This window comes from Mesorhizobium sp. GW821-FHT04C10 (assembly GCF_059420305.1).
Genome location: NZ_JBWKTL010000001.1, coordinates 6998667 through 7022832, shown reverse-complemented (window position 1 = coordinate 7022832; position 24166 = coordinate 6998667). Strand labels below are relative to the sequence as shown.

Below are 24166 nucleotides of genomic sequence, written 5' to 3'. Positions count from 1 at the left end.
GTCGATCATGTTCGGTAAAAGAGGCAACGACGACGGCAACCGGTTCACACCGGAATTCCGCCAACCAGCACCGGCGCCGGCCGCGCCGCCGGCCGCGGGTTCGACGGATACGGCGGTTCTTGGCCGGGCTGCGGCACCGCCGCCAAGCGCGTCTGTCGCACCACCGGCTCGGCGTGCGGTAGAGGCGCCGCCCATCGCGCCGGAGGCGAGGCGGGGCCGCGAAAAGAGCGAGACCTACTACGACACCAAGAGCCAGGTTTTCTCTGCGCTCATCGACACGATCGACCTTTCGCAGCTCGCCAAGCTCGAACCCGAAAGCGCGCGCGAGGAAATCCGCGACATCGTCAACGACATCATCGCGATCAAGAACTTCGCGATGTCGATCGCCGAACAGGAGGAGCTGCTCGATGACATCTGCAACGATGTGCTTGGCTATGGACCGCTCGAGCCATTGCTCGCCCGCGACGACATCGCCGACATCATGGTCAACGGTTCCAAGAACGTCTATATCGAAGTCAACGGCAAGGTCGAACAGACTAGCATTCGCTTTCGCGACAACCAGCAGCTTCTCAACATCTGCCAGCGCATCGTCAGCCAGGTCGGCCGCCGTGTCGATGAATCCAGCCCGATCTGCGACGCACGCCTTCCCGACGGCTCCCGTGTCAACGTCATCGCGCCTCCGCTCTCCATCGATGGAGCCGCACTTACCATCCGAAAATTCAAGAAGGACAAGCTGACGCTCGATCAGCTGGTCAAGTTTGGCGCCATTTCTCCGCAGGGAGCCGAGGTTCTCAAGATCATCAGCCGCGTCCGCTGCAACATCGTCATCTCCGGCGGCACCGGCTCGGGCAAGACGACACTGCTCAATTGCCTGACCAATTATATCGACCGCGAGGAGCGCGTCATCACCTGCGAGGACTCGGCCGAACTGCAGCTGCAGCAGCCGCATGTCGTGCGCCTGGAAACCCGCCCGCCCAACCTCGAAGGCGAAGGCGAAGTGACGATGCGCGATCTGGTCAAGAACTGCCTGCGCATGCGGCCCGAACGCATCATCGTCGGCGAGGTGCGCGGACCCGAAGTGTTCGATCTTCTGCAGGCGATGAACACCGGCCATGACGGCTCGATGGGAACGATCCACTCGAACAGTCCGCGCGAATGCCTGAACCGTATCGAATCCATGATCGCCATGGGTGGTTATTCGCTGCCGCAGAAAACCGTGCGCGAAATCGTCGTCGGCTCCATCGACGTGATCATCCAGGCGGCACGTCTGCGCGACGGATCGCGCCGCATCACCCACATCACCGAGGTCATCGGGATGGAAGGTGACGTCATCATCACGCAGGATATCGTCCTCTACAACATCAAGGGCGAGGACGCCAACGGCAAGCTTCTGGGCGAGCACGTCTCGACCGGCATCGGCCGCCCGCATTTCTGGGACCGTGCCCGTTATTACGGCGAGGAGCAGCGCCTCGCCGTTGCGCTCGAGGCGATGGAGAAACGCGCTGACTGACGTAGCGTTGAGGGCTCTGCTCGATGTTTGGAATTGACGGCACCGTATTGGCGTTTGTCGTGCTCGCCGGCTTCAGCGCCGGCGCGGTCGCCTATGCATTCCTGTTCAACCAGATCAGCAACGAGAAACAGGCCGGCAAGCGGCTTGAAACGATCAAGTCCGCCGAGACGGACCGTTCCATCGTCAAGGCCACTCGCGACCGCGCGGCGGACGCGGCCAAGCGCCGTAAATCGGTGCAGGATTCGCTGAAGGAGCTCGACGAGAAGCAGAAAGCCAAGGACACCGCCGTCAAGAAGCCGCCGCTGAAGGCGCAAATCCGGCAGGCAGGGATGAAGGTTTCGATCGAGCGCTTCTACATTTATTCCGCCATATGCGGCCTCGCGCTGACCGTGGTCGCATTCATGGCCGGGGCGCCGATGTTTGCCCTGCCAGGCGTGCTGCTAGCCGGCGCGCTCGGCCTGCCGCGCTGGTTCGTCTCGTTTCGCCGCGCCCGGCGCGTCAAGGCATTCCTCAACGAATTTCCAAACGCCCTCGACATCATTGTGCGCGCGGTCAAGTCCGGCCTGCCGCTGAATGATGCCGTGCGCCTGATCGCCAACGAATCCCCCGAGCCGGTGAAGACCGAGTTTCGCCGCATCGTCGATTCGCAGCAGATGGGCCTGTCGATCCCCGATGCGACCTTGCGGATGCCCGAAACCATGCCATGCACCGAAGCGAGTTTCTTCGGCATCGTCATCCAGATCCAGTCGCAGGCGGGCGGCAATCTGTCCGAGGCGCTGGGCAACCTTTCGCGCGTGCTTCGTGATCGCAAGAAGATGAAAGCCAAGGTCCAGGCGCTGTCCATGGAGGCGAAGGCGTCGGCCGCCATCATCGGCGCGCTGCCCTTCATCGTCGCCTTCCTGGTCTACCTTTCGAGCCCGCTCTACCTGATGCCGCTGTTCAACACCAGTGTTGGCAATCTGATCCTCGGCGTTTCCGCCGTCTGGATGTCGATTGGCATCTTCGTGATGCGCAAGATGATGAACTTTGATGTCTAGGGCCGCGGCATGAGTGAACAAGTCATCAAGTCACTGACGGATCCGGCGTTTCTGATCGCGGTGCTGGTCGCCATCGCCGTGTTCGCGACCGTCTTTACACTGCTGCCAGCCCTTGGCGGCAACCAACTCAAGGCGCGCATGAAGACGGTCGCGCTGGAGCGAGATGAGCTTCGCGCCAAGCAGCGCGCGCGGCTTGCCACCGAGGCCGATCGCCGCCGCAAAGGCCTGCGCGAGCAACAGTCGATCGGCATGCGCAACATTGTCGACCGGCTGGACCTGCGGCGCGCGCTGGCCGACGAGAACACCTTGCAGAAACTCAAGGTAGCCGGCTTTCGCGGGCAGAACCCGCTGACGCGATTTCTCTTCTTCCGTCTCGTCTTGCCTTTTGTCGGCTTCGCGCTGGCCCTGGTCTACATATTCGTGCTTGGAGGTTTGCCGGACAAACCATTGGTCGTGCGGCTGTTCGTCTGCGTCGTCGTTGCCTATGGCGGCTTCTACGCACCGGTCGTTTATGTCAACAACCGCGCCACCAAGCGCAAGCAGTCGATCCAGATGGCGTGGCCTGACGCGCTCGACCTGATGCTGATCTGCGTGGAGTCGGGCATGTCGGTGGAAGCTGCGTTGCGCAAGGTTGCCGACGAGATCGGCGCGCAGTCGGTGGCTCTGGCGGAAGAGTTCATCCTCACCAACGCCGAGCTCTCCTATCTGCAGGAACGCAAGCAGGCCTATGAGAATCTTGCCAGCCGCACCGGCCTGGAATCGGTCAAATCGGTGTCGCAGGCGCTCGTCCAGGCCGAACGCTACGGCACGCCCGTGGCGCACGCATTGCGCGTGCTTGCCGCCGAAAGCCGCGACATGCGCATGAACGCCGCCGAGAAGAAGGCCGCCGCCTTGCCGCCCAAGCTCACCGTGCCGATGATCCTGTTCTTCCTGCCCGTGCTCTTCGCCATCATCCTGGGCCCCGCCGGCATCCAGGTCAGCCAGCGCGGCATCTTCGGCGATCATTCCGGGGCGCCAGCGTCGACCAGCCAGTAAAAGTCACGGCAAATCCTCGCCCAAAGACAAAAGCCGCGCTGCATGCAGCGCGGCTTTCAACGTTTGTTGGCGAAATCGCCGTCAGTTGGTTGCCGGCTTCGCCTTGTCCTGATCCTTGAGCTGGGTCCAGGCATTCTGCTGGGCCAGCATCTGCCTGAGGTAGGCGACATTGGCCTGTGCCTGCTCGGGCGAGAGCTCCTGCGAGGCGATTTTCTCGGCTTCGTCGAAACGGCCCTGCAGGCCGACGACCAACGCCAGGTTCTGGCGCACACGGCTGTCGGCGCCAGGCTGCTGGGCGGCCGAGCGCATATAGGTCTCGGCGGTGCGCAGATCCCCTTCCAGCACGTAGGACATGCCGAGATTGGAGAGAACCGAGGGCTCGTTCGGCTTGAGTTCGAGGGCCTTGCGGTAGAGCTGGCGCGCGTCGTCCTTCTGGCCGATCTGGTCAAGGATGGCCGCTTCCGCCGACACCAGCCTCCAGTCAGGATATTCCGGCGTCTGCGCGCGGCGCACGGCGTCGAGCGCTGCCTCGAACTGGCCATTGGCGGCCAGCGCCTTGCCATAGGCGGCGAGCACGTCGCGGTCCTTGGGGTAGGCGATCGCCAGCTTGCGCATCACGGCAAGCGACTGGTCGGCATCGCCGTCCATCTGCAACGCGGCCGCGAAGTTGGTCGCGATTCGCTTGTCGCTGGGGTTCCTGGCGTAGGACTGGCCAAGGGCGGCCGTGGCGCTGTGCAGTTCTCCCGCCGACATGGTCTCCAGCGGCTTGCCGCCGGTGCGGCCTATCGAGCCGGTGGTGAGCTTGTCGGTTCCACAGCCGGCGACGCCCGCCGCGAGCGCCAGCATGAGGGCCGTGGTGACGAGCCGTTTTCCCCTGGCATTCACTGTGCGGTCGGTCGGCATCGCTACCCAAGCCTCCATTTCATGCGCGCGGCCATTGCGTGGCCATCTTCCCTCCCGCAGAAATATTCTGTTAACCCTAACGGAGAGTTAAGAAACGCCGACTCGGTTTGGGTTCGGCATGGAGAACATCGAATGCCTGTCGAACTCGTCGAGAAGAAATTGGACGGCGCGTTGCCGGTGCACCTGGTGGCCAGGGACGGTCTGGAGGCCGCGGGCCTTGCGCCGTCCACGATCGCCTGGGCCACGGCCAACGGCTTTTCCGGCGAGGCAGGCAGGACGCTGGCCGTGCCCGGCCAAAACGGCGCGCTTGCCGGGGCCTTGTTCGGCATTGGAGACGGCGAGGGCGCACTGGCACTCGGTGTATTGTCCAGGAACCTGCCGGAAGGCGACTGGCATTTCGCCGCGACGCCGGCCGAGCCGGAACTCGCGGCAATCGCGCTGGCGCTCGGCGGCTATGTCTTTACCCGCTACGGCAAGAAGTCAGGCAAGGCGCTGCGCTTCGATCTGCCGGCCGGTGCCGATGCAAGGCGTGTTCGCCGCATCGCCGATGGCGTTTTCCTGACACGCGACCTGGTCAACACGCCGACCAGCGACATGGGACCGGACGATCTGGAGATGGCGGTGCGGACCTTGGCGGGGGTTCATAAAGCCGAAGTCTCTGTCATCAAGGGTGACGACCTGCTCGCCCAGAATTTCCCGATGATCCATGCCGTCGGCCGAGCCTCGACCGGCGCGCCGCGCCTGATCGACATGACATGGGGATCGAAGGCTGCGCCGAAGGTGACGTTGGTCGGCAAGGGCGTCTGTTTCGACACTGGCGGCCTCGACATCAAGCCGTCATCCGGCATGCTGCTGATGAAGAAGGACATGGGTGGCGCGGCCAACGTGCTTGGCCTGGCCTCCATGATCATGGCTGCCGGATTGAACGTGCGGTTGCGGGTGCTGATCCCCGCGGTCGAGAATTCGATCGCCGGCAATGCTTTCCGACCGGGCGACGTGCTGGCGAGCCGCAAGGGCATCACGGTCGAGATCGGCAACACGGACGCCGAAGGGAGGCTCGTGCTGGGCGACGCGCTGGCGCTGGCCGACGACGAAGAGCCGCAGCTCCTGGTCGACATGGCGACGCTGACGGGAGCTGCCCGTGTCGCGCTTGGCCCGGATCTGCCGCCCTTCTACACCGGCGACGAGGCGCTGGCCTCGGATCTGGCCGCGGCTTCCGTCGCAGTCGAGGATCCACTGTGGCGCATGCCGCTGTGGCGGCCTTACGATGCGAAACTGTCATCGAAGATCGCCGATATCAACAATGTCACCACGGACGGGTTCGCCGGCTCGATCACCGCTGCCCTGTTCCTCAAGCGCTTTGTCGAGAAGACCGCGAGCTGGGCGCATTTCGACATCTTCGCCTGGAACCCCGCCGACCGTCCGCACGGCCCCGCCGGCGGCGAGGCGCAAGGCATTCGGGCATTGGAGCGGATCATTTCCAATCGTTTCGGCTGAGCCGGTCAACAGAGCCGGCAAATTGCCGAAACTGAAACGGAACCGAAACAATTTGGCGTCATGCTTGTGCGATGTCGATTGCGATGCGCCCGAGCCAGGCCTTGCGACTGTGGCAGCAAGTGATGCTGTCGCAGGTGCGCGACGACGCACCCGACCTGACCATGCGCCAGACGGCGATCCTGTTCACAATCTATCTCGATCCGCCGCCGCACACGGTGCGTGGGCTCGCTGCTCGCCTCAACGTCACCAAGCCGGTCATCACGCGCGCGCTCGACACGATGGGCGCGCTGAAGCTGGTCTCGCGCCATCGCGACGAACTCGACAAGCGCAATGTCCTGATCAAGCGAACGGTCGAGGGCGCGCTCTTTGTCGAGCGCTTTGGCGATGGTATCATTGCCAGGGCGCATGAACTGCCCATCTGACCACTAGCCATTTGCCCGGATTGCCGATTTGACCGCCAGGGATGCCCGCCTTCATGCTTTCCGTTCCGACCTTGCCGACGCAAGGCTGAAGGGCGAGGTCGCCGCCGATCGCTTCGTCGCCGGCCGGCCGGCGCGGATTTCGGCCTCGGTGGCCGATATCCGCAAGGCGCCCAGGGCGGATGCGGGCATCAACACACAGGCCCTGTTTGGCGACGATGTGCTGGTTTTCGAGGATGCCGAAGGCTGGGCCTGGATCCAGGCCGAACGCGATGGCTATGTCGGCTACGTCGACGCAACCATGCTGGGCGGACGGGACCACGCGCCCACCCATATCGTCTCGGTGCCTCGCACCTTCGTCTACCCCGGTGCGGATCTACGCTTTCCGATCGCGGGACGGCTATCAATGGGATCGACGGTGACCGTGGCGGGGAGCGCCGAAACGCGCGGCACGCATTATGCCGTCCTGCCCTCTGGCGAGGCGATCATCGCGGGCCATTTGCGGCCAATCGGCGAAGTCGCCGCCGACTATGTCGCGGTGGCCGAGACCTTTCTTGGGACACCGTATCTTTGGGGTGGCGCGTCCGGCTTCGGCATTGACTGTTCGGGCCTCGTGCAACTGGCGATGCGCATGGCCGGCCGGGACGTGCTGCGCGATTCCGATATGCAGGCGGCAAGCATCGGCGAGCCGCTTGATCCGGGCCTGGACCATGCCGGATTGCGCCGGGGCGACCTGGTCTTCTGGAAAGGTCATGTCGCGCTCATGACCGATGCCGAGACCATGATCCATGCCAATGGCCACACCATGCTGGTCTCGCGCGAAGGGCTCAAGGATGCCATCGCCCGCATCGGTTATCTCTATGGCGGCCCGACGGGGTTTCGGCGGCCGTGACCTTTCCTTCTCCCCGTAAACGGGGCGAGGAACACTGCGATCCCCTTTTGTTCCGATTTCCCTTGGCGATTGCCCGTGGCCGCGCTACCTCTGGCGCGTGACAGTTGAGCCGCGCCTTGCCGAACAGAATGCCACTGTGGCCCTGCCCGAGCCATTCCTCAGATGGTTCGCAGAGAAGGGCTGGTCGCCGCGCGCCCATCAGATCGAATTGTTGGCGAAGGCTCAAAGCGGGCAATCGGTGCTGCTGATCGCGCCGACCGGGGCTGGCAAGACGCTGGCCGGCTTCCTGCCCTCGCTGACCGAACTGGCCGTCAGGCCAAGGCGAAAGCCGGGGCAGGCGCATCGCGGCATACACACGCTCTACATCTCGCCGCTCAAGGCGCTGGCCGTCGACATCGAGCGCAATCTCGGCAAGCCGGTCGAGGAGATCGGGTTGCCGATCAGCATCGAGACACGCACCGGCGACACGCCGTCGCACAAGCGCCAGCGGCAGAAGCTGGTGCCGCCTGACATTCTGCTGACCACGCCCGAGCAACTCGCATTGCTGATCGCGGCCGGCGATGCCAGGCGCTTCTTCGAAGACCTGCGCTATGTCGTGCTCGACGAATTGCATTCGCTGGTGACGTCGAAACGCGGCCATCTGCTGGCGCTCGGCCTGGCGCGGCTGCGCAGCTTTGTGCCCGGGCTGCAGACAATCGGCCTGTCGGCGACGGTGGCCGAACCGGACGAACTGCGACGCTGGCTGGTCAGCCAGAATCCACCCGGCGACATGTCCGAATTGATCGTCGTCACGGGTGGCGCGAAACCTGAGATCTCCATCCTTGATTCCGAAGAGCGCGTGCCGTGGGCAGGGCATTCGGCCCGCTACGCCACGCCGGAGATTTATCGCGAGATCAAGCGCCACAAGACGACGCTGCTGTTCGTCAACACCCGCAGCCAGGCGGAACTGCTGTTCCAGGAATTGTGGCGTGTCAACGAGGACACCTTGCCGATCGCGCTTCATCACGGCTCACTCGATGTCGCCCAGCGCCGGCGCGTGGAGAAGGCGATGGGCGAGAACGCGCTGCGTGCCATCGTCGCCACCTCGACGCTCGATCTCGGCATCGACTGGGGTGATGTCGATCTGGTCGTCCATGTCGGCGCGCCGAAGGGGGCGAGCCGGCTGGCGCAGCGCATCGGCCGCGCCAACCACCGCATGGACGAACCGTCAAAGGCGATCCTCATCCCCGCCAATCGCTTCGAGGTGCTGGAATGCCGGGCCGCGCTCGACGCCAACTATCTCGGTGCGCAGGATACACCGCCGCTGGTCGATGGCGGCCTCGATGTGCTGGCCCAACATGTGCTCGGCTGCGCCTGTGGCGCACCCTTCCGCGCCGATGATCTGTTCGAGGAAGTGCGAACGGCGGCACCCTATGCCAGCCTCGATCGGCCGACCTTCGACCGCGTCATCGATTTCGTCGCCACCGGCGGCTACGCGCTGAAGAACTATGAGCGTTACGCCCGGATCCGCCTGAACAAGGATGGCCTATGGCGGGTTTCCAATCCGCGCGTTGCCCAGCAATACAGGCTCAATGTCGGCACCATCATCGAAGTGCCGGCGCTCAACGTGCGCTACGTCAAGGCTGGCAGCAAAGGCTCGGCTACGCGCGGCGGCAGCGTTCTCGGCAAGATCGAGGAGGCCTTCCTCGAAACGCTGACGCATGGCGACACCTTCATGTTCGCCGGCAAGGTGCTGCGCTTCGAAGGCATTCGCGAGAACGAATGCTTCGTGTCGAACGCGCCAGGCAGCGATGCCAAGGTGCCCTACTATGGAGGCGGCAAGTTTCCGCTTTCGACCTATCTCGCCGAACAGGTCCGCATCATGCTGGACGATCCGCAGCGCTGGAAGAAGCTGCCCGAGCAGGTGGCCGACTGGCTGCGATTCCAGGCCGACAAGTCGGTGCTGCCCAAACGCGATGACCTGCTGATCGAGACCTTTCCGCGCGGCAACCGCCATTATCTGGTCGCCTATCCCTTCGAGGGCAGGCTGGCCCACCAGACGCTCGGCATGTTGCTCACCCGCCGCCTCGACAGGGCAGGCGCCAGGCCGCTCGGCTTCGTCGCCACCGACTATGCGCTGGCCATATGGTCGCTGGGTGACATGGGTGCGATGTTCAAAGCTCGAAAACCGTCGCTCGGTGCACTGTTCGACCAGGACATGCTGGGCGATGATCTCGAAGCCTGGCTGGCCGACAGCTGGCTTCTCAAGCGCACCTTCCGCAACTGCGCGCTGATTTCGGGACTGATCGAGAAACGCCATCCGGGTCAGGAGAAAAGCGGCCGCCAGGTCACCGTGTCGACCGACCTCATCTACGACGTGCTGCGCAGCCACGAACCGGACCATATACTGCTTCAGGCGACACGCGCCGATGCGGCGGCCGGTTTGCTCGATGTCAGCAGACTTGCCGACATGCTCTCGCGCATCCAGGGTCGAATCATACATAAGAATCTGGAGCAGATTTCGCCACTCGCCGTGCCCATCATGCTCGAGATCGGCAAGATGCCGGTGAACGGCGAAGCCGACGAAACCCTGTTGATGGATGCGGCGACACTGGTCGAGGAGGCCATGGGGCCGGAGATGGTCGAGGAATGAGTTTTTCGCTGGTGCGCACGTCGCTGATTGCCGAGGCCGACCTTGTCGGTATCGCCGGCGAACGTGCGGTCTGCGATCCGCGTGGCGTGCTCTATTTTCCGGAGCTCAGGCTTCTGGCCGTTTCCGACCTGCATTTGGAAAAGGGCTCGTCGCTGGCACGGCGCGGCACGCTGATCCCGCCTTACGATACCGGTGCGACCTTGCTCAGATTGCAGGCGGTCATATCGGACTACCAGCCGTCGATCGTCATCAGCCTGGGCGATAGCTTCCATGATGGCGGTGGCGCCGAGCGCATGCATGCAAGCTTTCGCGAGCGGCTGGAAGCGCTGATGGCAGGCCGCGACTGGTTCTGGGTCGCCGGCAATCATGATCCGGAAGCGCCGGCCGATCTACCTGGTGAAACCGTGAGGGAACTGGCCATAGGCTCGCTGCTGTTCCGGCATGAACCGTCCAAGCTGCGCGTCGAGGGCGAGGTATCAGGCCATCTGCACCCTTGCGCGCGGATCGTGCAACAAGGCCGCTCGGTGCGCAGGCGTTGCTTTGCCGGCGATGGCGGCCGCATGATCATGCCGGCCTTCGGCGCTTATACCGGTTCGCTCAACGTGCTCGACCGCGCCTATGCCGGACTGTTCCGGTTGGAAACGCTAATGGCTTACATGCTTGGCGCCCAGCGCATCTTTGCGATTTCCGGTTCGATGCTGCGGCCGGGCTGACTGTCAACGTCCGTAGTAAAGGGTGACCGTGTGCTTCGCTTCGGCGAAGAACAGCCAGCGCTCGACCAGCATGCCGGTGAACTGGACGATGGCGGCGAGCCCTGAAGACACCGCCGCAAAGGGCCAGGGCAGGGCGAAGGTGGCGGTGAGCAGCAGGACCGGCAGAGCGAAGGCCAGCAGCTGCGTGATCCGGCGCAGCTTCGCGCTGTGCTTGCGCGCGATGCGAAAGCCCATTTCCTTGAGCAGGTAGTTTTCCTCGGTATGCGGCCATTCCAGTGACCGCACCGTCCCGCCGGCCAGACCGGTAGCCGTGTTGGCGGTGGTCGGGATTTCGAGCCGGTCATTGTAGCGCCAGGTCGCGAGCTTCCAGCCCCAGCCGGCAAGAGTGGCAAGCATCGACAGCGCCAGCATGACTCTTGAGCCGACGCCGTAGCCCTGCAGCAGCGCGTTCAACAGAACGCTACCGGTCATGGTCGCGAAGATCAGATAGGCCGGCAAGGTGTAGCGGCTGTGCCACTGGGCAATCGGCTTCAGTGACGCATAGATCATCCCAGTGGTGCAGACGGTGACGATCGCGCCGATGGCGGCCAGCAATCCGGCAATGGCCACCCAACCATCGGTGTGGCCCAAGAACACCCAACCGATGCCGAACAGTCCCGCCGGGATGAAGGTGATGACCGACGACACGCCCTCGCGCGACAGCCAGGAACTGCGCCACTGCGAGAACGCCCGCCAGGCGCGCTCGGGTCTGCCGAGATGACCGGTCGAGGACAACAGTCCCGCCGCGACCAGGCCGAGCGCCAGCGCCAGGCCGACGAGGCCAAGCCAGAAATCGGGCGGGATGATCTGGAGCCCACCGAGCACGCCAAGCAGCGCGAGCAGGCCGTAGCCGGCACCCGTGGCGGTGGTGAAGAAGACAACGGAGACGGCTGGATGCATGGATGTCAGTTCGAAAGCATGCGGTCGACCCAGCCGAGGAAACCGCCTTCGGCCCGCAACGGCTCCAGCGCGGGAGCTGTAACCGATGCGGCGCGCTGCGTATGCGCGCGCGGGGGCAGGTACTTGTTGGTCGGGTGGTACCCCAACTCAGGCATAAGGTCGACCCCGCCGCGCTCCGCCACCAGCTGCGAGACAGCCGAGAGGGGGTCGCCGAGATCGCCGAAGTGCCGCGCGCTTGTCGGGCAGGCGGCGACGCAGGCCGGCACGCGGTCTTCCTCAGCCAGATTGTCGTTGTAGATGCGGTCGACGCAGAGCGTGCATTTCTTCATGACGCCGACATCGGTGTCGAACTCGCGCGCGCCATAGGGGCAGGCCCAGCTGCACAATTTGCAGCCGATGCACTTGTCCTCGTCGATCAGCACGATGCCGTCCGACGCCCGCTTGTAGGAGGCCCCGGTCGGGCAGACGGTGACACAGGCCGGCGTCTCGCAATGCAGGCAGGAGCGCGGAAAATTCACCGTGCGACCGCCCATCTCGGTGGTGTGCTCGTAGCTGTGCACACGGTTGAACCATACCCCGTCGACATGGCCGCCATAGGGGTCGATATCGGTCAGCGGCGCCATGTGGCCGCCGGTGTTCCATTCCTTGCAGGCGGTGACGCAGGCCTGGCAGCCGACACAGGTATCGAGATCGATGACGAGGCCGAGCTTCTTGTCCGTATGAGAGGGAAGGCAGGTCATTCCGCGGCCTCTCTTGCCCGGCGAAATTCGGCGCCGAAAGTCAGCTTGTCGGGCGAGGGCTCGAAATGCGGCGGCTGGTGGAATCGCTCGAATTGCGGCTCGGTGAAGCCGGCTTCCTCATCAGCGCATCTGGCGATGCGCACGCGCAGGTCGAACCACGCGGCCTGGCCGGTCACCGGATCGGAGTTGGAGTAGCGCTTGCCTTGCGCGTCGGCCGAGGTCTGGTCGCCGATGACATGATTGAGCAGGAAGCCGCGATTGCTCTCGGCCGCATCATCCCTGAGGCCCCAGCTGCCGCGCCGCTTGCCGATCGCGTTCCAGGTCCAGACCGTGCTTTCGTTCACCCCGTCGATCAGCTTGATCTGCCCCTTCACCCTGCCGTTGATGCTCTCGATCCAGACCCAGTCGTCATCGACGAGACCGAGGCCGGCGCCGGTCCGGTGATGCACGAACAGGCGGTTCTGGCTGGTGATCTGCCGCAGCCAGGCATTCTGCGAGCCCCAGGAATGATACATGTGCATCGGCCGCTGCGTCAGCGCATGCAGCGGATATTTCTCGAGGTCGACGGCCGCTTCCTCGAAGGGCATGTACCAGAAAGGTAGCGGGTCCATGTAGGTCTCGATGCGCTGACGCTCGCCCTCCGGCGGCTGGACACGGCCATGGCCACGCGCGGCGAGGCGGAAGCGCTGCATCGGCTCGGAATAGAGCTGGAAAACGATCGGCTCGGCCTTGGGGATAAAACCCATCTGCACCGCGAAATCGAGATAGGAGCGGTTGGCCATCTTGTAGTAGCGCTGGTCGTCGGCAAAGTCGTGATGCCAGAAGCCGCCATTGTCGATGTAGCGCTGCAACTGGTCTGGATTGGCCTCGCCCCTGCCGATTGACGTCCCGTCCTTGCCGCGCCAGCCGGCCAGCGGACCGATGCCGGGCGTGCGCTCGTGGTTGACGATGTAGTCGGCATAGTCGGCATATTTGGCCGCTCCGTCGTCATTGACGAAGCCGGGGAGTCCCAGCCGCGCACCCAACTCGATCAGCACCGACTGGAACGGCCTGACGTCGCGGTCCGGTTCGACGACGGGATGGCGGATGGCGTCGCCCGGCCCGTCGGCGTGGCTGATCGGCCGGTCGAGCAGGCTGATGCAGTCATGGCGTTCGAGATAGGTGGTGTCGGGCAGCACCAGATCCGCGAACGGCACGGTCTCGGAATAATAGGCGTCGGAATAGATGATGAAGGGGATCTTGTAGTTCCCGGCCCCGTCATGGTCGGTCAGCATGGCAATCGTCTCGACGGTGTTCATCGAGGAATTCCAGGCCATGTTCGACATGTACATCATCAGCGTGTCGATCGGATACGGGTCGCCGGTCCAGGCGTTGCGGATGACGGTGTGCATCAGTCCGTGTGCCGCCAACGGAGCGTCCCAGGAATAGGCCTTGTCGATGCGAAGCGGCGTGCCGGCCTCATCGACCAGCAGATCGTCCGGCCCACAGACAAAGCCGAGCGGCATGCCGTCGAGCGGGGTCATCGGCTTGACGGTCTTGCCGGCGGGTTTCGGGCCAGGCGGCGCCGATTTGGGGTAGGGCGGCTTGAAGCGGAAGCCGCCGGGTACGTCCACCGTGCCCAGCAGCACTTGCAGCAGGTGGATGGCGCGGCAGGTGTGAAAACCGTTCGAATGGGCTGATATACCGCGCATGGCATGCATCGAAACCGGCCGACCCTTGATCGTTTCGTGCCGCCGCCCGGACCAGTCGGTCCAAGTCACCGGCAGTTCGATCGTCTGTTCGAAGGCGACATGGGCGAGTTCGGCGGCGATCCGGCGGATCGTATCGGCGGCAATGCCGCAACGCTCGGCGACCGCATCGGGGGCGTAGCTCTCGTCAAGATATCGGTCGGCGATCAGCTGGAACACCGGCGTGCAGCGGCGTCCATCGATTTCAAAACTGCCGGTCAGCGCCGGCTTCGCCTCCGGGTCGGTTGCCTTGACGGCGTTTTTCGCCACCCTGTCCCAGGCCAGCGGATTGCCGTCGGCATCCCTGACGAACAGCCCGTCGTCGGCGACGCCGGGCTCCTGCACGACGAGGATATGGGCGTTGGTGTAGCGCAGCAAATAATCGAGATCGACGCGGCCAGCCTTCAGCAGTTCGTGGATGAGCGCGAAGACGAACAGCCCGTCGGTGCCGGGCCGGATGCCGATCCAATCGTCGGCGATCGCATTGTAGCCGGTCCGGCACGGATTGATCGAAACCACCTTGGCGCCGCGCGCCTTGAGTTTGCCGAGGCCGATCTTGATCGGGTTGGAATCATGATCCTCGGCGACGCCGAACAGCATGAAATATCGCGTGTTGTCCCAGTCGGGCTCGCCGAACTCCCAGAACGAGCCGCCGATCGAGTAAAGGCCGCCTGCCGCCATGTTGACCGAACAGAATCCACCATGGGCGGCGAAATTCGGCGTGCCGAACTGGCTCGCCCACCAACCGGTCAAGGATTGCGACTGGTCGCGGCCGGTGAAGAAGGCGAGTTTTTTCGGATCGGTCCGGCGGATGGCGGACAGCCGTTCGGTGGCGATCGCGAACGCCTCTTCCCACTCGATCTCGCGAAACTCGCCGGAGCCGCGCGGGCCAGTGCGCAGCAATGGCTTCTTCAGCCGGGCCGGGCTGTAGTGCTGCATGATGCCGGAACTGCCCTTGCCGCAGATCACGCCGCGATTGACCGGATGGTCCTTGTTGCCGTTGATGTAGCGGACCTTGCCGTCCTTGATGTGCACGTCGATGCCGCAGCGGCAGGCGCACATGTAGCAGGTGGTCTTGGCGATGCTGTCGGAAATGCCAGGCGATGTGTCGACACCGTCACCTTCATCAGGCGCGCGTGTGTCGGCAAGCGGGCGTTGCGATGGTGCCGAATTCGCGCCGCGCGGCGGTCTGGGGCTCATGATCCGGCGGTACCCCCGGACTTGGCCCGCGTCTTCGGCCCGGGGCCGCGCATATAGTGTTCTTCCGGATGATAGCGATCGCCGGCCAGCCGCCGCCTCATGCCACGGGCCCAATGGGCAAGCAGGGATCTGAACCGCCCGATCATTTTATTCGCTGCGACCTGTAGGCCAATTTTTTCTAACTTCGCCCAAAAAAGTAGAATAAAGCTATCGATCCGTCTAATCAGTTGTTCTTGTAAATTCGATCGATATTGGTTCTTAATGCGTCCATGACCCTGGATCAGTTGCGCATTTTCGTCGCCGTCGCCGAGCGCGGCCACATGACCAAGGCGGCGGAGCTTTTGGGCATTTCCCAGTCGGCGGCATCGGCCGCCATTCGCGCGCTTGAAGAGCAGCACGGCGTCCATCTGTTCAACCGCGTCGGCCGCAACATCGAGCTTGCCCAGACTGGTCACCGGTTCCTGCCGGAGGCCAAGGCCGTGCTGGAGCGAGCCGCCGCCGCGCGCAATGTGCTGGAACATGTCTCGCAGACGGTCGCCGGCAGTCTCTCGATCGCCGCCAGCCTGACCATCGCCAGCTACTGGCTGCCGCGCCGGCTGGCGTCTTTCCACGAGGCCTATCAGGCGGTGCGGCTGAGTGTCAGCATCGGCAACACAAGGCAGGTCGAGGCCAGTGTGCTGGATGGAACCGCGGATCTCGGCCTGGTCGAGGGGCGTACCGAGTCCGACATATTGCGCCGCGCCAAGGTCGATACCGACCGGCTGATGCTGGTGGTTGCCGCCTCCCATCCCGAGATTACCGAAATCGCGCCGGGCCGGCCTGACATAAGGGGCCTCCGCTGGATCATTCGCGAGGGCGGTTCGGGCACGCGCGAGGTGCTGGAGGACCTGGCGCGGCGCGAGGGGATTTCGCTTGCCGATCTGCAGATATTCCTGGTGCTGCCCAGCAACGAAGCCGTCCGCCAGGCGGTGGAGGCGGGTGCCGGCGCCACCATCATTTCGGAACTCGTCGTCGGACGCGCCGTGGCTGAGGGCAGTCTGAGAGCCGTGCCTATCGAACTGCCCAAGCGCGACTTCGCCATGATCACGCACCGCGATCGGCAGGCAAGCCTGGCCCAGATGGCGCTGAAGGCGCATCTCGGCGCCGAACCTGCGGGAGGCAGTTCAGCCTGATCAACCGAACTTGCGCTGGGCATCCAGAGCCAGGCCAAGCCCGACCGAGCCGAACATGTCGCCGTCGATGACGGAAGCGTGCGGCACCAGTGACAGGATTTCCCGTCTTGCCAGCGGGATCGCGGTCGAGCCGCCGGTCAGGAACACCGCCGTGATGTCGGACGGTCTGACCTGCGCGTCGCGGATGGTCTCAGCCACCGTTGCGGTAACGCGCTCGATGTCCCTGGCGATCGTGGCGTCCAGCCCGTTGCGCGTGATCTCGGCGGCGAACTCCACGTCGGATAGCCTCACCGCGACTTCCGCCGATGACCGGTCGGTCAGCTCGATCTTGGCCTTTTCGACCAATGCCGCCAGCGCGTGCCCGTAGCGGTGCTCGACGATGTGGATGAAGCGGTCGACCAGATCGGCGCGCGCGGCCTCGTAGCGGATCTGGCGCAGATGCGTCATCGCCTTGGCGGTGTAGACCAGGTTGATGCGCTGCCATGTCGCGAGATCGATGAAATAGCTGGCCGGCAGATTGCGTTTGCCGTCCTTGGTCGGGGAGAGATAGCCGAGCTGCGGCATGACATGGGCGATGCTGAGCAGCCGGTCGAAATCCGTACCGCCAATATGGACACCCCGGCTGGCCAGGATGTCGTCCTTGCGGTCTGGCGATCGGGCGCGCTCCGGCGAGACGCGCACGACCGAGAAATCCGACGTGCCGCCGCCCATGTCGATGATCAGCGCCAGTTCCTCGCGCATCACCCTCTGCTCATAGTCTAGCGCCGCCGCGATCGGCTCGAACTGGAAGGCTATGTGCTTGAAGCCCTGCGCGTGCGCGGCCTTTTCCAGGTCGCTCTGGGCATTGGCGTCGGCTTGCGCGTCGTCATCGACGAACTGCACCGGGCGGCCGAGCACCACGGTCTCCACCTGGTCGCCGCCATCCTCCTCCAGCCTTTTCCTGAGATGTCCGAGGAACAGGCCGATGATCTCCATGAAGCCGATCGAGCGCGCCTTGATGCGTGTCTTTTCATGCGCCAGCGAGCTGCCGAGCACGCTCTTCAGCGAACGCATCAGCCGGCCTTCCACGCTGTCGGTGTAGTTGGCGATCGCCCGGCGACCAAAGAAGATGCGGCCATCCTCGAAATTGAAGAACACGGCACTCGGCAGCGTGACCTGGCCGTCTTCAAGCGTGACGAGGCGAGGTTGCCCGTTGCGGACCACGCCGACAGTGGAGTTCGAAGTGCCGAAGTCGATACCGGCGAATGCTGGTCGCAAGGCGGCCTCCTGTCATTGGCGCCAGGCAGTGGATCGGCGCTCGCAGGAGAAGCGTGCGCTGCGGTTTCGGGCGACCGAACCACTTTGCCGAATTGAATTGTGCGTGCTTGCCCGGTGGGCGGGGAGGTGCGGTCTATAGCATGAGGCGGGAAAGGGAAACCCCCTTTTGGATGCTCAGTCCTTGCGGAAGACCAGCCTGCCGAGCCAGCCCGTCAGCATGGCCAGCGATATGGCGAAGACGCCATAGAGGAAGGAGTAGTCGTGGGCGACCCGGAAGATCGACTGCTCGAAGCCGGACTTGCGGATTTCGAGCTGGGCCGAGCTCTCCTTGATGAACAGGCCGCTCCTGAACAGGAAGGCGCGCGCCTTGTGGGTGCCGACCGGCACATTCGGCGCCAGCCTGACGGTGGCGCGGAACAGGTTCTGCGACAGGAACTGCACGCCGCCGACATTTTCGCTGTAGAGGCCGGTCGCGGCCTTGCGTTCGCGCAATGCCGCGGTGAATTCCTGGATCGTCGCCGGGCTGTCGCCGGCGTCGGCGGGCTGCATATAGAGGTTGGAGGCGCCGAGCGACAGCTGCTTGTAGCTGTTTGGTTCGGTTATGTCCTGCAGCGGTCGCGTCGTCGCCACCGAATAGGACATCGGCACGTTCTCGAAGGTTTCGGAATCGAGATTGACCCACACGCCAAGCACCCGGTCCTTGCGGCGCACCACCACCGGTCGCGGCGGGCCTTCGAGCACGACGATCACATCGTAGCGGTTTTGACGGGCTATAAGCGGGTCGGGATTTTCCAGCGAGCCGAAGATGGTCAGGTCGGCGCCGGAAAAGCCGGCGGTGATCGAGACATTGTCGGTGGAGAGCCCGATCTGGATGCCTTCCGGCAGCGGCGATTGCGCCTTCGCCGGTGTGGCGGCCGCAAGCAGTGACAGGAGGATGGCGGCTGCGAACGCTTTCGGGCCCGTCATCAGTTGAGGCCCACGCTGGACAGCGAATAGAGATTGGGCGGGGTGACGAAGAGATCGATGGCGAGCCTGATCGCCACGGCCAGCACCAGCAAGGCCAGCAACGCCCTGAGTTGCTCGCCGCGCAGCCTCTGGCCGGCCTTGGCGCCATATTGCGCGCCGGCCACGCCACCCGCCATCAACAGGAAGGCCAGCACGACATCGACCGTCTGGTTGGTGGTGGCATGGACCAGCGTTGTATAGGCGGAGGTGAAGATGATCTGGAACAGCGAGGTGCCGATAACGACATTGGTCGGCACCTTGAGCAGATAGATCAGCGCCGGCACCATGATGAAGCCGCCGCCGACGCCCATGATCGACGACAGGAAGCCGATACCGGCGCCAAGGCCAAGCACCGGGATGACGCTGACGAACAGCTTCGACGCCCTGAAGCGCATCTTCAGCGGCAGCCGGTGGATCCAGTTGTGCTGGCCGGATTTCTTCAGCACCGGGGCGGCGCCGCTGCGTGTGGCACGCAGTGCATTGATGCTTTCGACCAGCATCAGTCCGCCGACCGTGCCGAGCAGCACGACATAAAGCAGCGAGATGAACAGGTCGAGCTGGCCAAGCCGGCGCAGGAAGGCGAAGACGTAGATGCCGGCGGTGGAGCCGACGATGCCGCCGGCCAGAAGCACGCCGCCGAGCTTGAAGTCGAGCGTGCCTCGCTTCATGTGAGAAAGGACGCCGGAGACGGAAGAGGCGATGACCTGGTTGGCGCCCGTGGCAACCGCGATCGCCGGGGGAATGTTGTAGAAAATCAGGAGTGGCGTGATGAGGAACCCGCCACCGACGCCGAACATGCCCGACAGGAAACCCACCGCCGCGCCCATGGCCAGCAGCACGAAGACGTTGACGGAAATTTCCGCAATCGGGAGATAGATGCCCACCCGTCAGTCTCGATCAGTTTGCCTGTCGGCGAATACAGCCGTTGTGAGCAGTCTCGCACCGAAAAGCCAATTTTTCCTTGCGCCGACGCGGCGGCGGGGTCAAACCCCGTCGCCGCGCCGAAACAAAAAATATCTCAATCAGTTAACAGGCAAATGTATGGCAAGAGCGTCGTGGAAACGACGCTTGTTCTGTTATTTGCGCGCCAGCAGCGCGCGGACCAGTTTCTCGTCGACGGCGCCGGTCGCCGGCATCTTGTTGTCGGTCTGGAAAGCGATGATCGCGTTCTTGGTCTTGTCGCCCATGACGCCGTCGGCGCCGCCGGCATCATAGCCGTTCTTGTTGAGGATGAGCTGGATGTTCTTGACCGCCTTCTTCATGTCGATGCCGGCGGTCGTCTGCGGCGTACCTTCCTGCCAGGACTCGGGAATGTCGGCCGAATTGGATGCCGCGTTGAGCGGCTTGGCCTTCCACAATTCGGTCGCGGCGCGCGCCCGCTCGAGCTGCTCGGGCCGTAGCGCGTTGGCAATCTCGTCGCGCTTGGCGGCCGCGTCCTTGTCGCCGGTCTTGGCGACGAGCGCGAACCATTTGTAGGATTCTTCGAGGTTCTGCTTCATGCCGACGCCCTTGGCGGCGAGGATGCCGAGATTGAACTGGCTGTCCTTGACGCCGAGGTCGGCTGCTTCCTGGAACCAGTGCGCGGCCGATTCATTGTCGGTCACGCCATCGGCGGCCATGGCGAACAGCACGGCCAGATTGTGCATGGCGCTGGCGTTGCCCTGTTCGGCGGCCAGCTGGTACCAGGTCTTCGACTTCTTGATGTCGCGCGCGACGCCGATGCCCTTCTCGTAGAAATTGCCGATGCGGTATTCGGCCGGCGCGAAACCGAGTTCAGCTGACTTCTCGTACCATTTGGCCGCTGCCGCCATGTCTTCCTTGACGCCGCGCGACTCGGCGTAGCGCGAGCCGATCTCGAACAGCGCCTTGGCGTCGCCATTGGCGGCGGCATCGCGCAGTGCGACCGGGCCGGCATCGGCCGGAATGTCGAACTTGGTCGCGGCTGCCGGTGCATCCGTCGGCGCAACGGCACCGGTGGTGAGTTTGGACGTGGCCTCATTGGCCGCCGTCGGGGCAGCTGCGGCCGGTTGGGCATCGCTATCCGTCGCTTGCGCGCCGCCGGTGATGGCGGTCGGCACTGACGCCGTCGCATCCGGGGTCACGGCAACGGGCGCGGCTGGTGCCGGAGCCATCGCGTCGGAGGCGGCAGCGCCGAGGCCGGAAGAGGCGGCCGAAGCCGCGGGCGCCGCAACCGGCGCTGTATCCGCCATTGCATCCATGTCTGACGGCATCGCCAGGGCGGTCTGCGTCACCATGTCGTCCTTGGTCGCGGACGCGGATGGTTCGGCCTGCCTGACGGCGCGGGCCGGCGCGCTGTCCGTTGCGGTCGACTGGGCTTCCGCCTTCGGCTGGCTCGTCGTGTCGACGGACGCCGTTTGCACAGGCTTCGCGGCGACGATCGGTGCCGCGTCGTTGTTTGCCACCTGGGCAGGATCCGAGAAAAACGCCTTGCCGAGCTGCAGGCCGGCAAGCGCCAGCATGATCGCGGCCGCCGCCATCAGGATCGGCTTGCGCCGCGCCTTGAGCAGGTCGCCGATCCTGAGTGCCTTCACCGGTCCCTTCATCGTCGACTGGCGCTTCAAGGCGTCGGCCTCGGCCGCGGCGGCCTGGGCCGCGCGCCGTGCTGCGGCGATGAAGTCCGATTTCGCGGCGTCGCCTTCGCTGAGCTTGGCCGGCTGACCACGCTCGTCGCGCACCCGCTTCATGATGGCATTGAGGTCAGGCGCACCGGAGCCGGGCTCCAGCGGGCGGTTGGCCACTTTCGGGTCGAGGGGCTCGTCGAGATCGACACTCGGGATATCGCTGCTCGGCGCCGAGCCGGCCAGTGGCGGAATATCAGCCGCCTTCTTGCCCTTGAAGGCGCGTGCCAGCCCGCCGAACATCGATTTGCGGCCTGCCGGTTGGTCCTTCTCGGCGATGGTGTCGGATCCGAGGGCTGCGATGGCGGCAGCCGCGGCGGCCTCCGCCGGCGTGCGGGTACCCAGGTCGCCACGCGTACCCAGGTCGCCACGCGCACCGTGCTCGTTGCGCAATATGGCGGCGGCGCGGCCGTCGAGATCGGCCATGTCGCCGGTCAGCGGCATCGGCTCGTCGATATCCAGGGACGGTGCCTCGACAGCCATCTTGGCGGTCCGTGTGCGGCGCTTGCCGACCGCTTCGTCCGATCGCGTGTCCAGAAGCTCGCTTACCGCCTCGGACGGTTCGCTGGTCTCCAGCGAACCAAGCCTGTCGACGATCTTGAGCAATGTGTCGTGGATGGCTTCAAACGTTCTCGAATTGCGCTCGTCGGAACGCCGCGTCAGTGTTTCCAGCGTCTTCAGGTCCTGGGCGAGGCCGGAAACGGCAGTCGTGTTGGCGCTCGACCCGGCCAGCGAACGCACCGCGTTCTCGGCCGCTTCGCGTGCCGCGCCGAGGATGGAATCGCGGGTGCCGGCCAGCGCTTTCTCGATCTCATCGAGGCGCGGGCTGATGTCCTCGAATTCCGGCAGCGGGGTGCTCGGCCTGGAAAGATGGGCGGACAGGCCGGCGACCTGCGCTTCCAGGCTGCGGATCAGCGCCGGGTCGATGCCGGCCACCTGGGCCGCCGAAGCGTCGAGCCGGCTGGAGATGTCCTCGAGCCGGCTTTCCAGTCCACGGATCGCCGCTTCGCCGGCCGGATCGGGAGCGCGCGTCTCCATGCGCGTGGCGAGCGCGGTGAAGCGTGCGTCGATGGCTTCCATGATGCCGGCGCTGTCGATTTGCGGCACGATGCGCTGGTCGAGCCGGTCGGCAACCTCGTCCAGGCGGCGCTCGAGATCGCGAAACAGCATGTTGCCCTGTTCGATGGCGTCGCCCTGCCGGCGTTCCATCATGCCGGACAGCACGTCGAAGCGCTGCTCGAGCCCCTGGAAGATGTAGTCGGCGTCGGGCATGGCCGGCGCCTGGTCGATCTTGTCGGCGATGAGCGTGATCTGCTTGGCCAGCCGTTCCATCGCCTGTTCGGGAAGGTTGGCGCGGCCGGCAAGTTCGTCGACCCGGCTCGATAGCGTGCCCAGCCGATCCATGACCGCGTCGCCTGGGCGATCCTGTGCCACTTCCTCGATCTGCCGGGCGAGCGAGTCGATGCGCTTCTCGATGCGGTCGAAGGCTTCGTGGTCGACCGAATTGGCCTGTGCCGCGACGGTCGAGGCAACGATGGCGCGGGAGATCTCGTCCAGCCGCTCGTCGATCATGGCAAGCGTGTCACCGCCGCGATTGTCCTGCTGCTGGCTGGCGAAGTGATCGACAGCGCCGGCCAGCGTACGGACCTTTTCCTCGAGCGAGCGCAGCGACAGCGATTCCGGCAGGTTGTTGACGGCGTTGCTGATCTGCTCCAGCCGGTCGGTCAGCGCCGCAAGGGCGGGATCGTCGGAACGTTTGCGCTGGTCGGCGTCAACGCGGTCTTCGAAAGCCGTCCAGCGGCGGTCGAACTCGTCCCAGCGGCGGTCGACCTTCTGCACGCTCTCTTCGCGCGCCAGCGTGTCGAGCGCTGCCTTGACCTGCTCGAGCTCCAGCCGCAGCAGATTGACGCTTCTGTCGTCGCTCTTCTCCGACAGCGACTTGATGGCGCCGGAAAGCCGTTCGAACTCGACGCCGAGTTCGGCGCTGCCCTTGCCTGCCGCGCCGGGCTTGGCGTTCGCCTGGAAGGCGCGGTCGATATCCTTGCGCAGTGCATCGAATTCGCGCTGCAGGCCTGCCGTCATCTGGTGGCGCAGTTCCTCGCGCATGCCGCGCAGTTCGCCGGCGATCTTGCCGACCATGGCGACACTGTCTTCCTGGCCGCGCACACGGTCGATGTCGCGGGCGATGGCTTGGTAATTCTGGTCGAATGAAGGGGCTGGCGCCGGGCTCTGCGGGCGTGGTGCCGGTTGCGGATCCTCGTACCAGCGTTGCTGGCTGGTTGGCTGCGCGGCGGGGTAGCGCGGGTCCGTGGCGGGATAGCGCGGGTCGGCGCCGTATTGGCGCGGAGCCGGACGTGCCGTCACCTCCTCGCGGGTCTGCCCCAATCGCTGCTCCAGCGTCTCCAGCGAGCGGTTCAGCTGCTCGAGCGTGGTCTGCGGCCTGCGCTGCCTGCCGGCGTTGAGTGTATCGAGGTAGGACCGCTTGCTGTTCATCGGTGCGTCCGTCTTTCAGATTGGCCGGCTTGCGGCCAGCTCCCCAAGTCCCTGCCGGAACGAAGGCGACCGCGCTTCCATGCCACGGTGGAAGACAAGCTTCCCGGGGGTTCACCCGCGCTCCGAAAAACCGTGAAAAATTCGATACAGGATAAACACGGGTAGCCGACGCGCCCACATTTCCCTCAACGTGGTAAACAACGCGTTAACCAAGCTTAAGAAGTTGCAAGAAGTTGGCTGTCGCTGCCCGCAGTGCGGCAAAAAGCACCGTCATAGAACGCCCCTTGCGTCATGAGGCGGCTATCGGTATAGAATTGACGTAAACGTAAAAGGCGCATTTGAGTGTGCTGTTTGCG

General features: G+C 64.5%; 17 protein-coding genes. 9 read left to right on the top strand and 8 right to left on the bottom strand.

What is annotated here, in order from left to right; translation table 11 throughout:
- Window positions 1-7: 7 nt before the first annotated feature.
- From AC07UC_RS33490 to AC07UC_RS33480, 3 genes are read left to right on the top strand one after another with little or no spacing between them, the layout of a single operon-like run.
- Window positions 8-1510, top strand: a complete 1503-nt coding sequence (locus AC07UC_RS33490) for a TadA family conjugal transfer-associated ATPase (protein WP_140775467.1) — start codon at window positions 8-10, stop codon at window positions 1508-1510.
- A 23-nt stretch (window positions 1511-1533) separates the two neighbouring features.
- Window positions 1534-2547 (top strand): type II secretion system F family protein, encoded by a 1014-nt coding sequence (locus AC07UC_RS33485; protein ID WP_140775466.1) that lies wholly within the window; start codon window positions 1534-1536, stop codon window positions 2545-2547.
- A gap of 9 nt (window positions 2548-2556) precedes the next feature.
- A complete protein-coding gene (locus tag AC07UC_RS33480) occupies window positions 2557-3582 on the top strand; it encodes a type II secretion system F family protein (protein ID WP_202324658.1) in 1026 nt (341 codons plus the stop codon).
- Window positions 3583-3663: 81 nt separating this feature from the next.
- Here AC07UC_RS33480 and AC07UC_RS33475 read toward each other — a convergent pair whose 3' ends face one another.
- Complete coding sequence (locus AC07UC_RS33475) at window positions 3664-4485, bottom strand: tetratricopeptide repeat protein (protein ID WP_494908862.1); 822 nt, start codon at window positions 4483-4485, stop codon at window positions 3664-3666.
- Window positions 4486-4617: 132 nt separating this feature from the next.
- Between AC07UC_RS33475 and AC07UC_RS33470 the strand changes: the two genes are divergently transcribed.
- The 5 genes from AC07UC_RS33470 to pdeM all read left to right on the top strand — a co-directional run bounded on the left by AC07UC_RS33470 (window position 4618) and on the right by pdeM (window position 10638).
- Window positions 4618-5982: a leucyl aminopeptidase family protein gene (locus AC07UC_RS33470; RefSeq protein WP_494908861.1), complete on the top strand. Its 1365-nt coding sequence runs from the start codon at window positions 4618-4620 to the stop codon at window positions 5980-5982.
- Window positions 5983-6053: 71 nt separating this feature from the next.
- Entirely contained in the window at window positions 6054-6404 is a 351-nt protein-coding gene (locus AC07UC_RS33465) for a MarR family winged helix-turn-helix transcriptional regulator (RefSeq protein ID WP_010913361.1), read from the top strand.
- 28 nt (window positions 6405-6432) lie between these two features.
- Window positions 6433-7293 (top strand): C40 family peptidase, encoded by an 861-nt coding sequence (locus AC07UC_RS33460; protein WP_494908860.1) that lies wholly within the window; start codon window positions 6433-6435, stop codon window positions 7291-7293.
- A 97-nt stretch (window positions 7294-7390) separates the two neighbouring features.
- Window positions 7391-9925, top strand: coding sequence for a ligase-associated DNA damage response DEXH box helicase (locus tag AC07UC_RS33455; RefSeq protein ID WP_494908859.1), 2535 nt, complete (start codon window positions 7391-7393; stop codon window positions 9923-9925).
- Window positions 9922-10638 (top strand): ligase-associated DNA damage response endonuclease PdeM, encoded by a 717-nt coding sequence (gene pdeM, locus AC07UC_RS33450; RefSeq protein ID WP_494908858.1) that lies wholly within the window; start codon window positions 9922-9924, stop codon window positions 10636-10638. Before AC07UC_RS33455 ends, pdeM begins: the two co-directional genes overlap by 4 nt.
- Before the next feature lie 3 nt (window positions 10639-10641).
- Here the strand turns inward: pdeM and AC07UC_RS33445 are convergent, their stop codons facing one another.
- The 3 genes from AC07UC_RS33445 to AC07UC_RS33435 are packed head-to-tail and all read right to left on the bottom strand — an operon-like array spanning window position 10642 to window position 15244.
- Window positions 10642-11577: a dimethyl sulfoxide reductase anchor subunit family protein gene (locus tag AC07UC_RS33445; RefSeq protein ID WP_494908857.1), complete on the bottom strand. Its 936-nt coding sequence runs from the start codon at window positions 11575-11577 to the stop codon at window positions 10642-10644.
- Window positions 11578-11582: 5 nt separating this feature from the next.
- On the bottom strand, window positions 11583-12317 hold the full coding sequence (locus tag AC07UC_RS33440; protein WP_494908856.1) for a 4Fe-4S dicluster domain-containing protein: 735 nt from the start codon (window positions 12315-12317) through the stop codon (window positions 11583-11585).
- Complete coding sequence (locus tag AC07UC_RS33435; protein WP_494908855.1) at window positions 12314-15244, bottom strand: molybdopterin oxidoreductase family protein; 2931 nt, start codon at window positions 15242-15244, stop codon at window positions 12314-12316. The genes AC07UC_RS33440 and AC07UC_RS33435 overlap by 4 nt, the downstream gene beginning before the upstream one ends.
- A 269-nt stretch (window positions 15245-15513) precedes the next feature.
- On the opposite strand from AC07UC_RS33435, the gene AC07UC_RS33430 reads away from it, so the two are divergent.
- Window positions 15514-16416 carry a LysR substrate-binding domain-containing protein gene (locus AC07UC_RS33430; RefSeq protein ID WP_494908854.1) on the top strand — a complete coding sequence of 301 codons (903 nt, stop codon included), beginning with the start codon at window positions 15514-15516 and terminating at the stop codon, window positions 16414-16416.
- On the opposite strand, the gene AC07UC_RS33425 is transcribed toward AC07UC_RS33430, so the two are convergent.
- The 4 genes from AC07UC_RS33425 to AC07UC_RS33410 all read right to left on the bottom strand — a co-directional run bounded on the left by AC07UC_RS33425 (window position 16417) and on the right by AC07UC_RS33410 (window position 23810).
- Window positions 16417-17673, bottom strand: a complete 1257-nt coding sequence (locus AC07UC_RS33425) for an Hsp70 family protein (protein ID WP_494908853.1) — start codon at window positions 17671-17673, stop codon at window positions 16417-16419. It abuts the gene before it with no gap.
- A 174-nt stretch (window positions 17674-17847) separates the two neighbouring features.
- Window positions 17848-18639: a TIGR02186 family protein gene (locus tag AC07UC_RS33420; protein WP_494908852.1), complete on the bottom strand. Its 792-nt coding sequence runs from the start codon at window positions 18637-18639 to the stop codon at window positions 17848-17850.
- A complete protein-coding gene (locus tag AC07UC_RS33415) occupies window positions 18639-19562 on the bottom strand; it encodes a sulfite exporter TauE/SafE family protein (RefSeq protein ID WP_140775455.1) in 924 nt (307 codons plus the stop codon). Before AC07UC_RS33415 ends, AC07UC_RS33420 begins: the two co-directional genes overlap by 1 nt.
- Window positions 19563-19754: 192 nt before the next feature.
- Window positions 19755-23810 carry a peptidoglycan-binding protein gene (locus tag AC07UC_RS33410; RefSeq protein ID WP_494908851.1) on the bottom strand — a complete coding sequence of 1352 codons (4056 nt, stop codon included), beginning with the start codon at window positions 23808-23810 and terminating at the stop codon, window positions 19755-19757.
- Window positions 23811-24166: the final 356 nt, after the last annotated feature.

Excerpts from the sequence above, each read along its gene's own strand:
- AC07UC_RS33485 (WP_140775466.1), top strand. The coding sequence starts at position 1,534 with ATGTTTGGAATTGACGGCACCGTATTGGCGTTTGTCGTGCTCGCCGGC.
- AC07UC_RS33420 (WP_494908852.1), bottom strand. The coding sequence starts at position 18,639 with ATGACGGGCCCGAAAGCGTTCGCAGCCGCCATCCTCCTGTCACTGCTT.
- AC07UC_RS33445 (WP_494908857.1), bottom strand. The coding sequence starts at position 11,577 with ATGCATCCAGCCGTCTCCGTTGTCTTCTTCACCACCGCCACGGGTGCC.
- AC07UC_RS33430 (WP_494908854.1), top strand. The coding sequence starts at position 15,514 with ATGACCCTGGATCAGTTGCGCATTTTCGTCGCCGTCGCCGAGCGCGGC.
- AC07UC_RS33440 (WP_494908856.1), bottom strand. The coding sequence starts at position 12,317 with ATGACCTGCCTTCCCTCTCATACGGACAAGAAGCTCGGCCTCGTCATC.
- AC07UC_RS33465 (WP_010913361.1), top strand. The coding sequence starts at position 6,054 with ATGTCGATTGCGATGCGCCCGAGCCAGGCCTTGCGACTGTGGCAGCAA.
- AC07UC_RS33475 (WP_494908862.1), bottom strand. The coding sequence starts at position 4,485 with ATGCCGACCGACCGCACAGTGAATGCCAGGGGAAAACGGCTCGTCACC.
- AC07UC_RS33480 (WP_202324658.1), top strand. The coding sequence starts at position 2,557 with ATGAGTGAACAAGTCATCAAGTCACTGACGGATCCGGCGTTTCTGATC.
- pdeM (WP_494908858.1), top strand. The coding sequence starts at position 9,922 with ATGAGTTTTTCGCTGGTGCGCACGTCGCTGATTGCCGAGGCCGACCTT.
- AC07UC_RS33435 (WP_494908855.1), bottom strand. The coding sequence starts at position 15,244 with ATGAGCCCCAGACCGCCGCGCGGCGCGAATTCGGCACCATCGCAACGC.
- AC07UC_RS33410 (WP_494908851.1), bottom strand. The coding sequence starts at position 23,810 with ATGAACAGCAAGCGGTCCTACCTCGATACACTCAACGCCGGCAGGCAG.
- AC07UC_RS33490 (WP_140775467.1), top strand. The coding sequence starts at position 8 with ATGTTCGGTAAAAGAGGCAACGACGACGGCAACCGGTTCACACCGGAA.
- AC07UC_RS33470 (WP_494908861.1), top strand. The coding sequence starts at position 4,618 with ATGCCTGTCGAACTCGTCGAGAAGAAATTGGACGGCGCGTTGCCGGTG.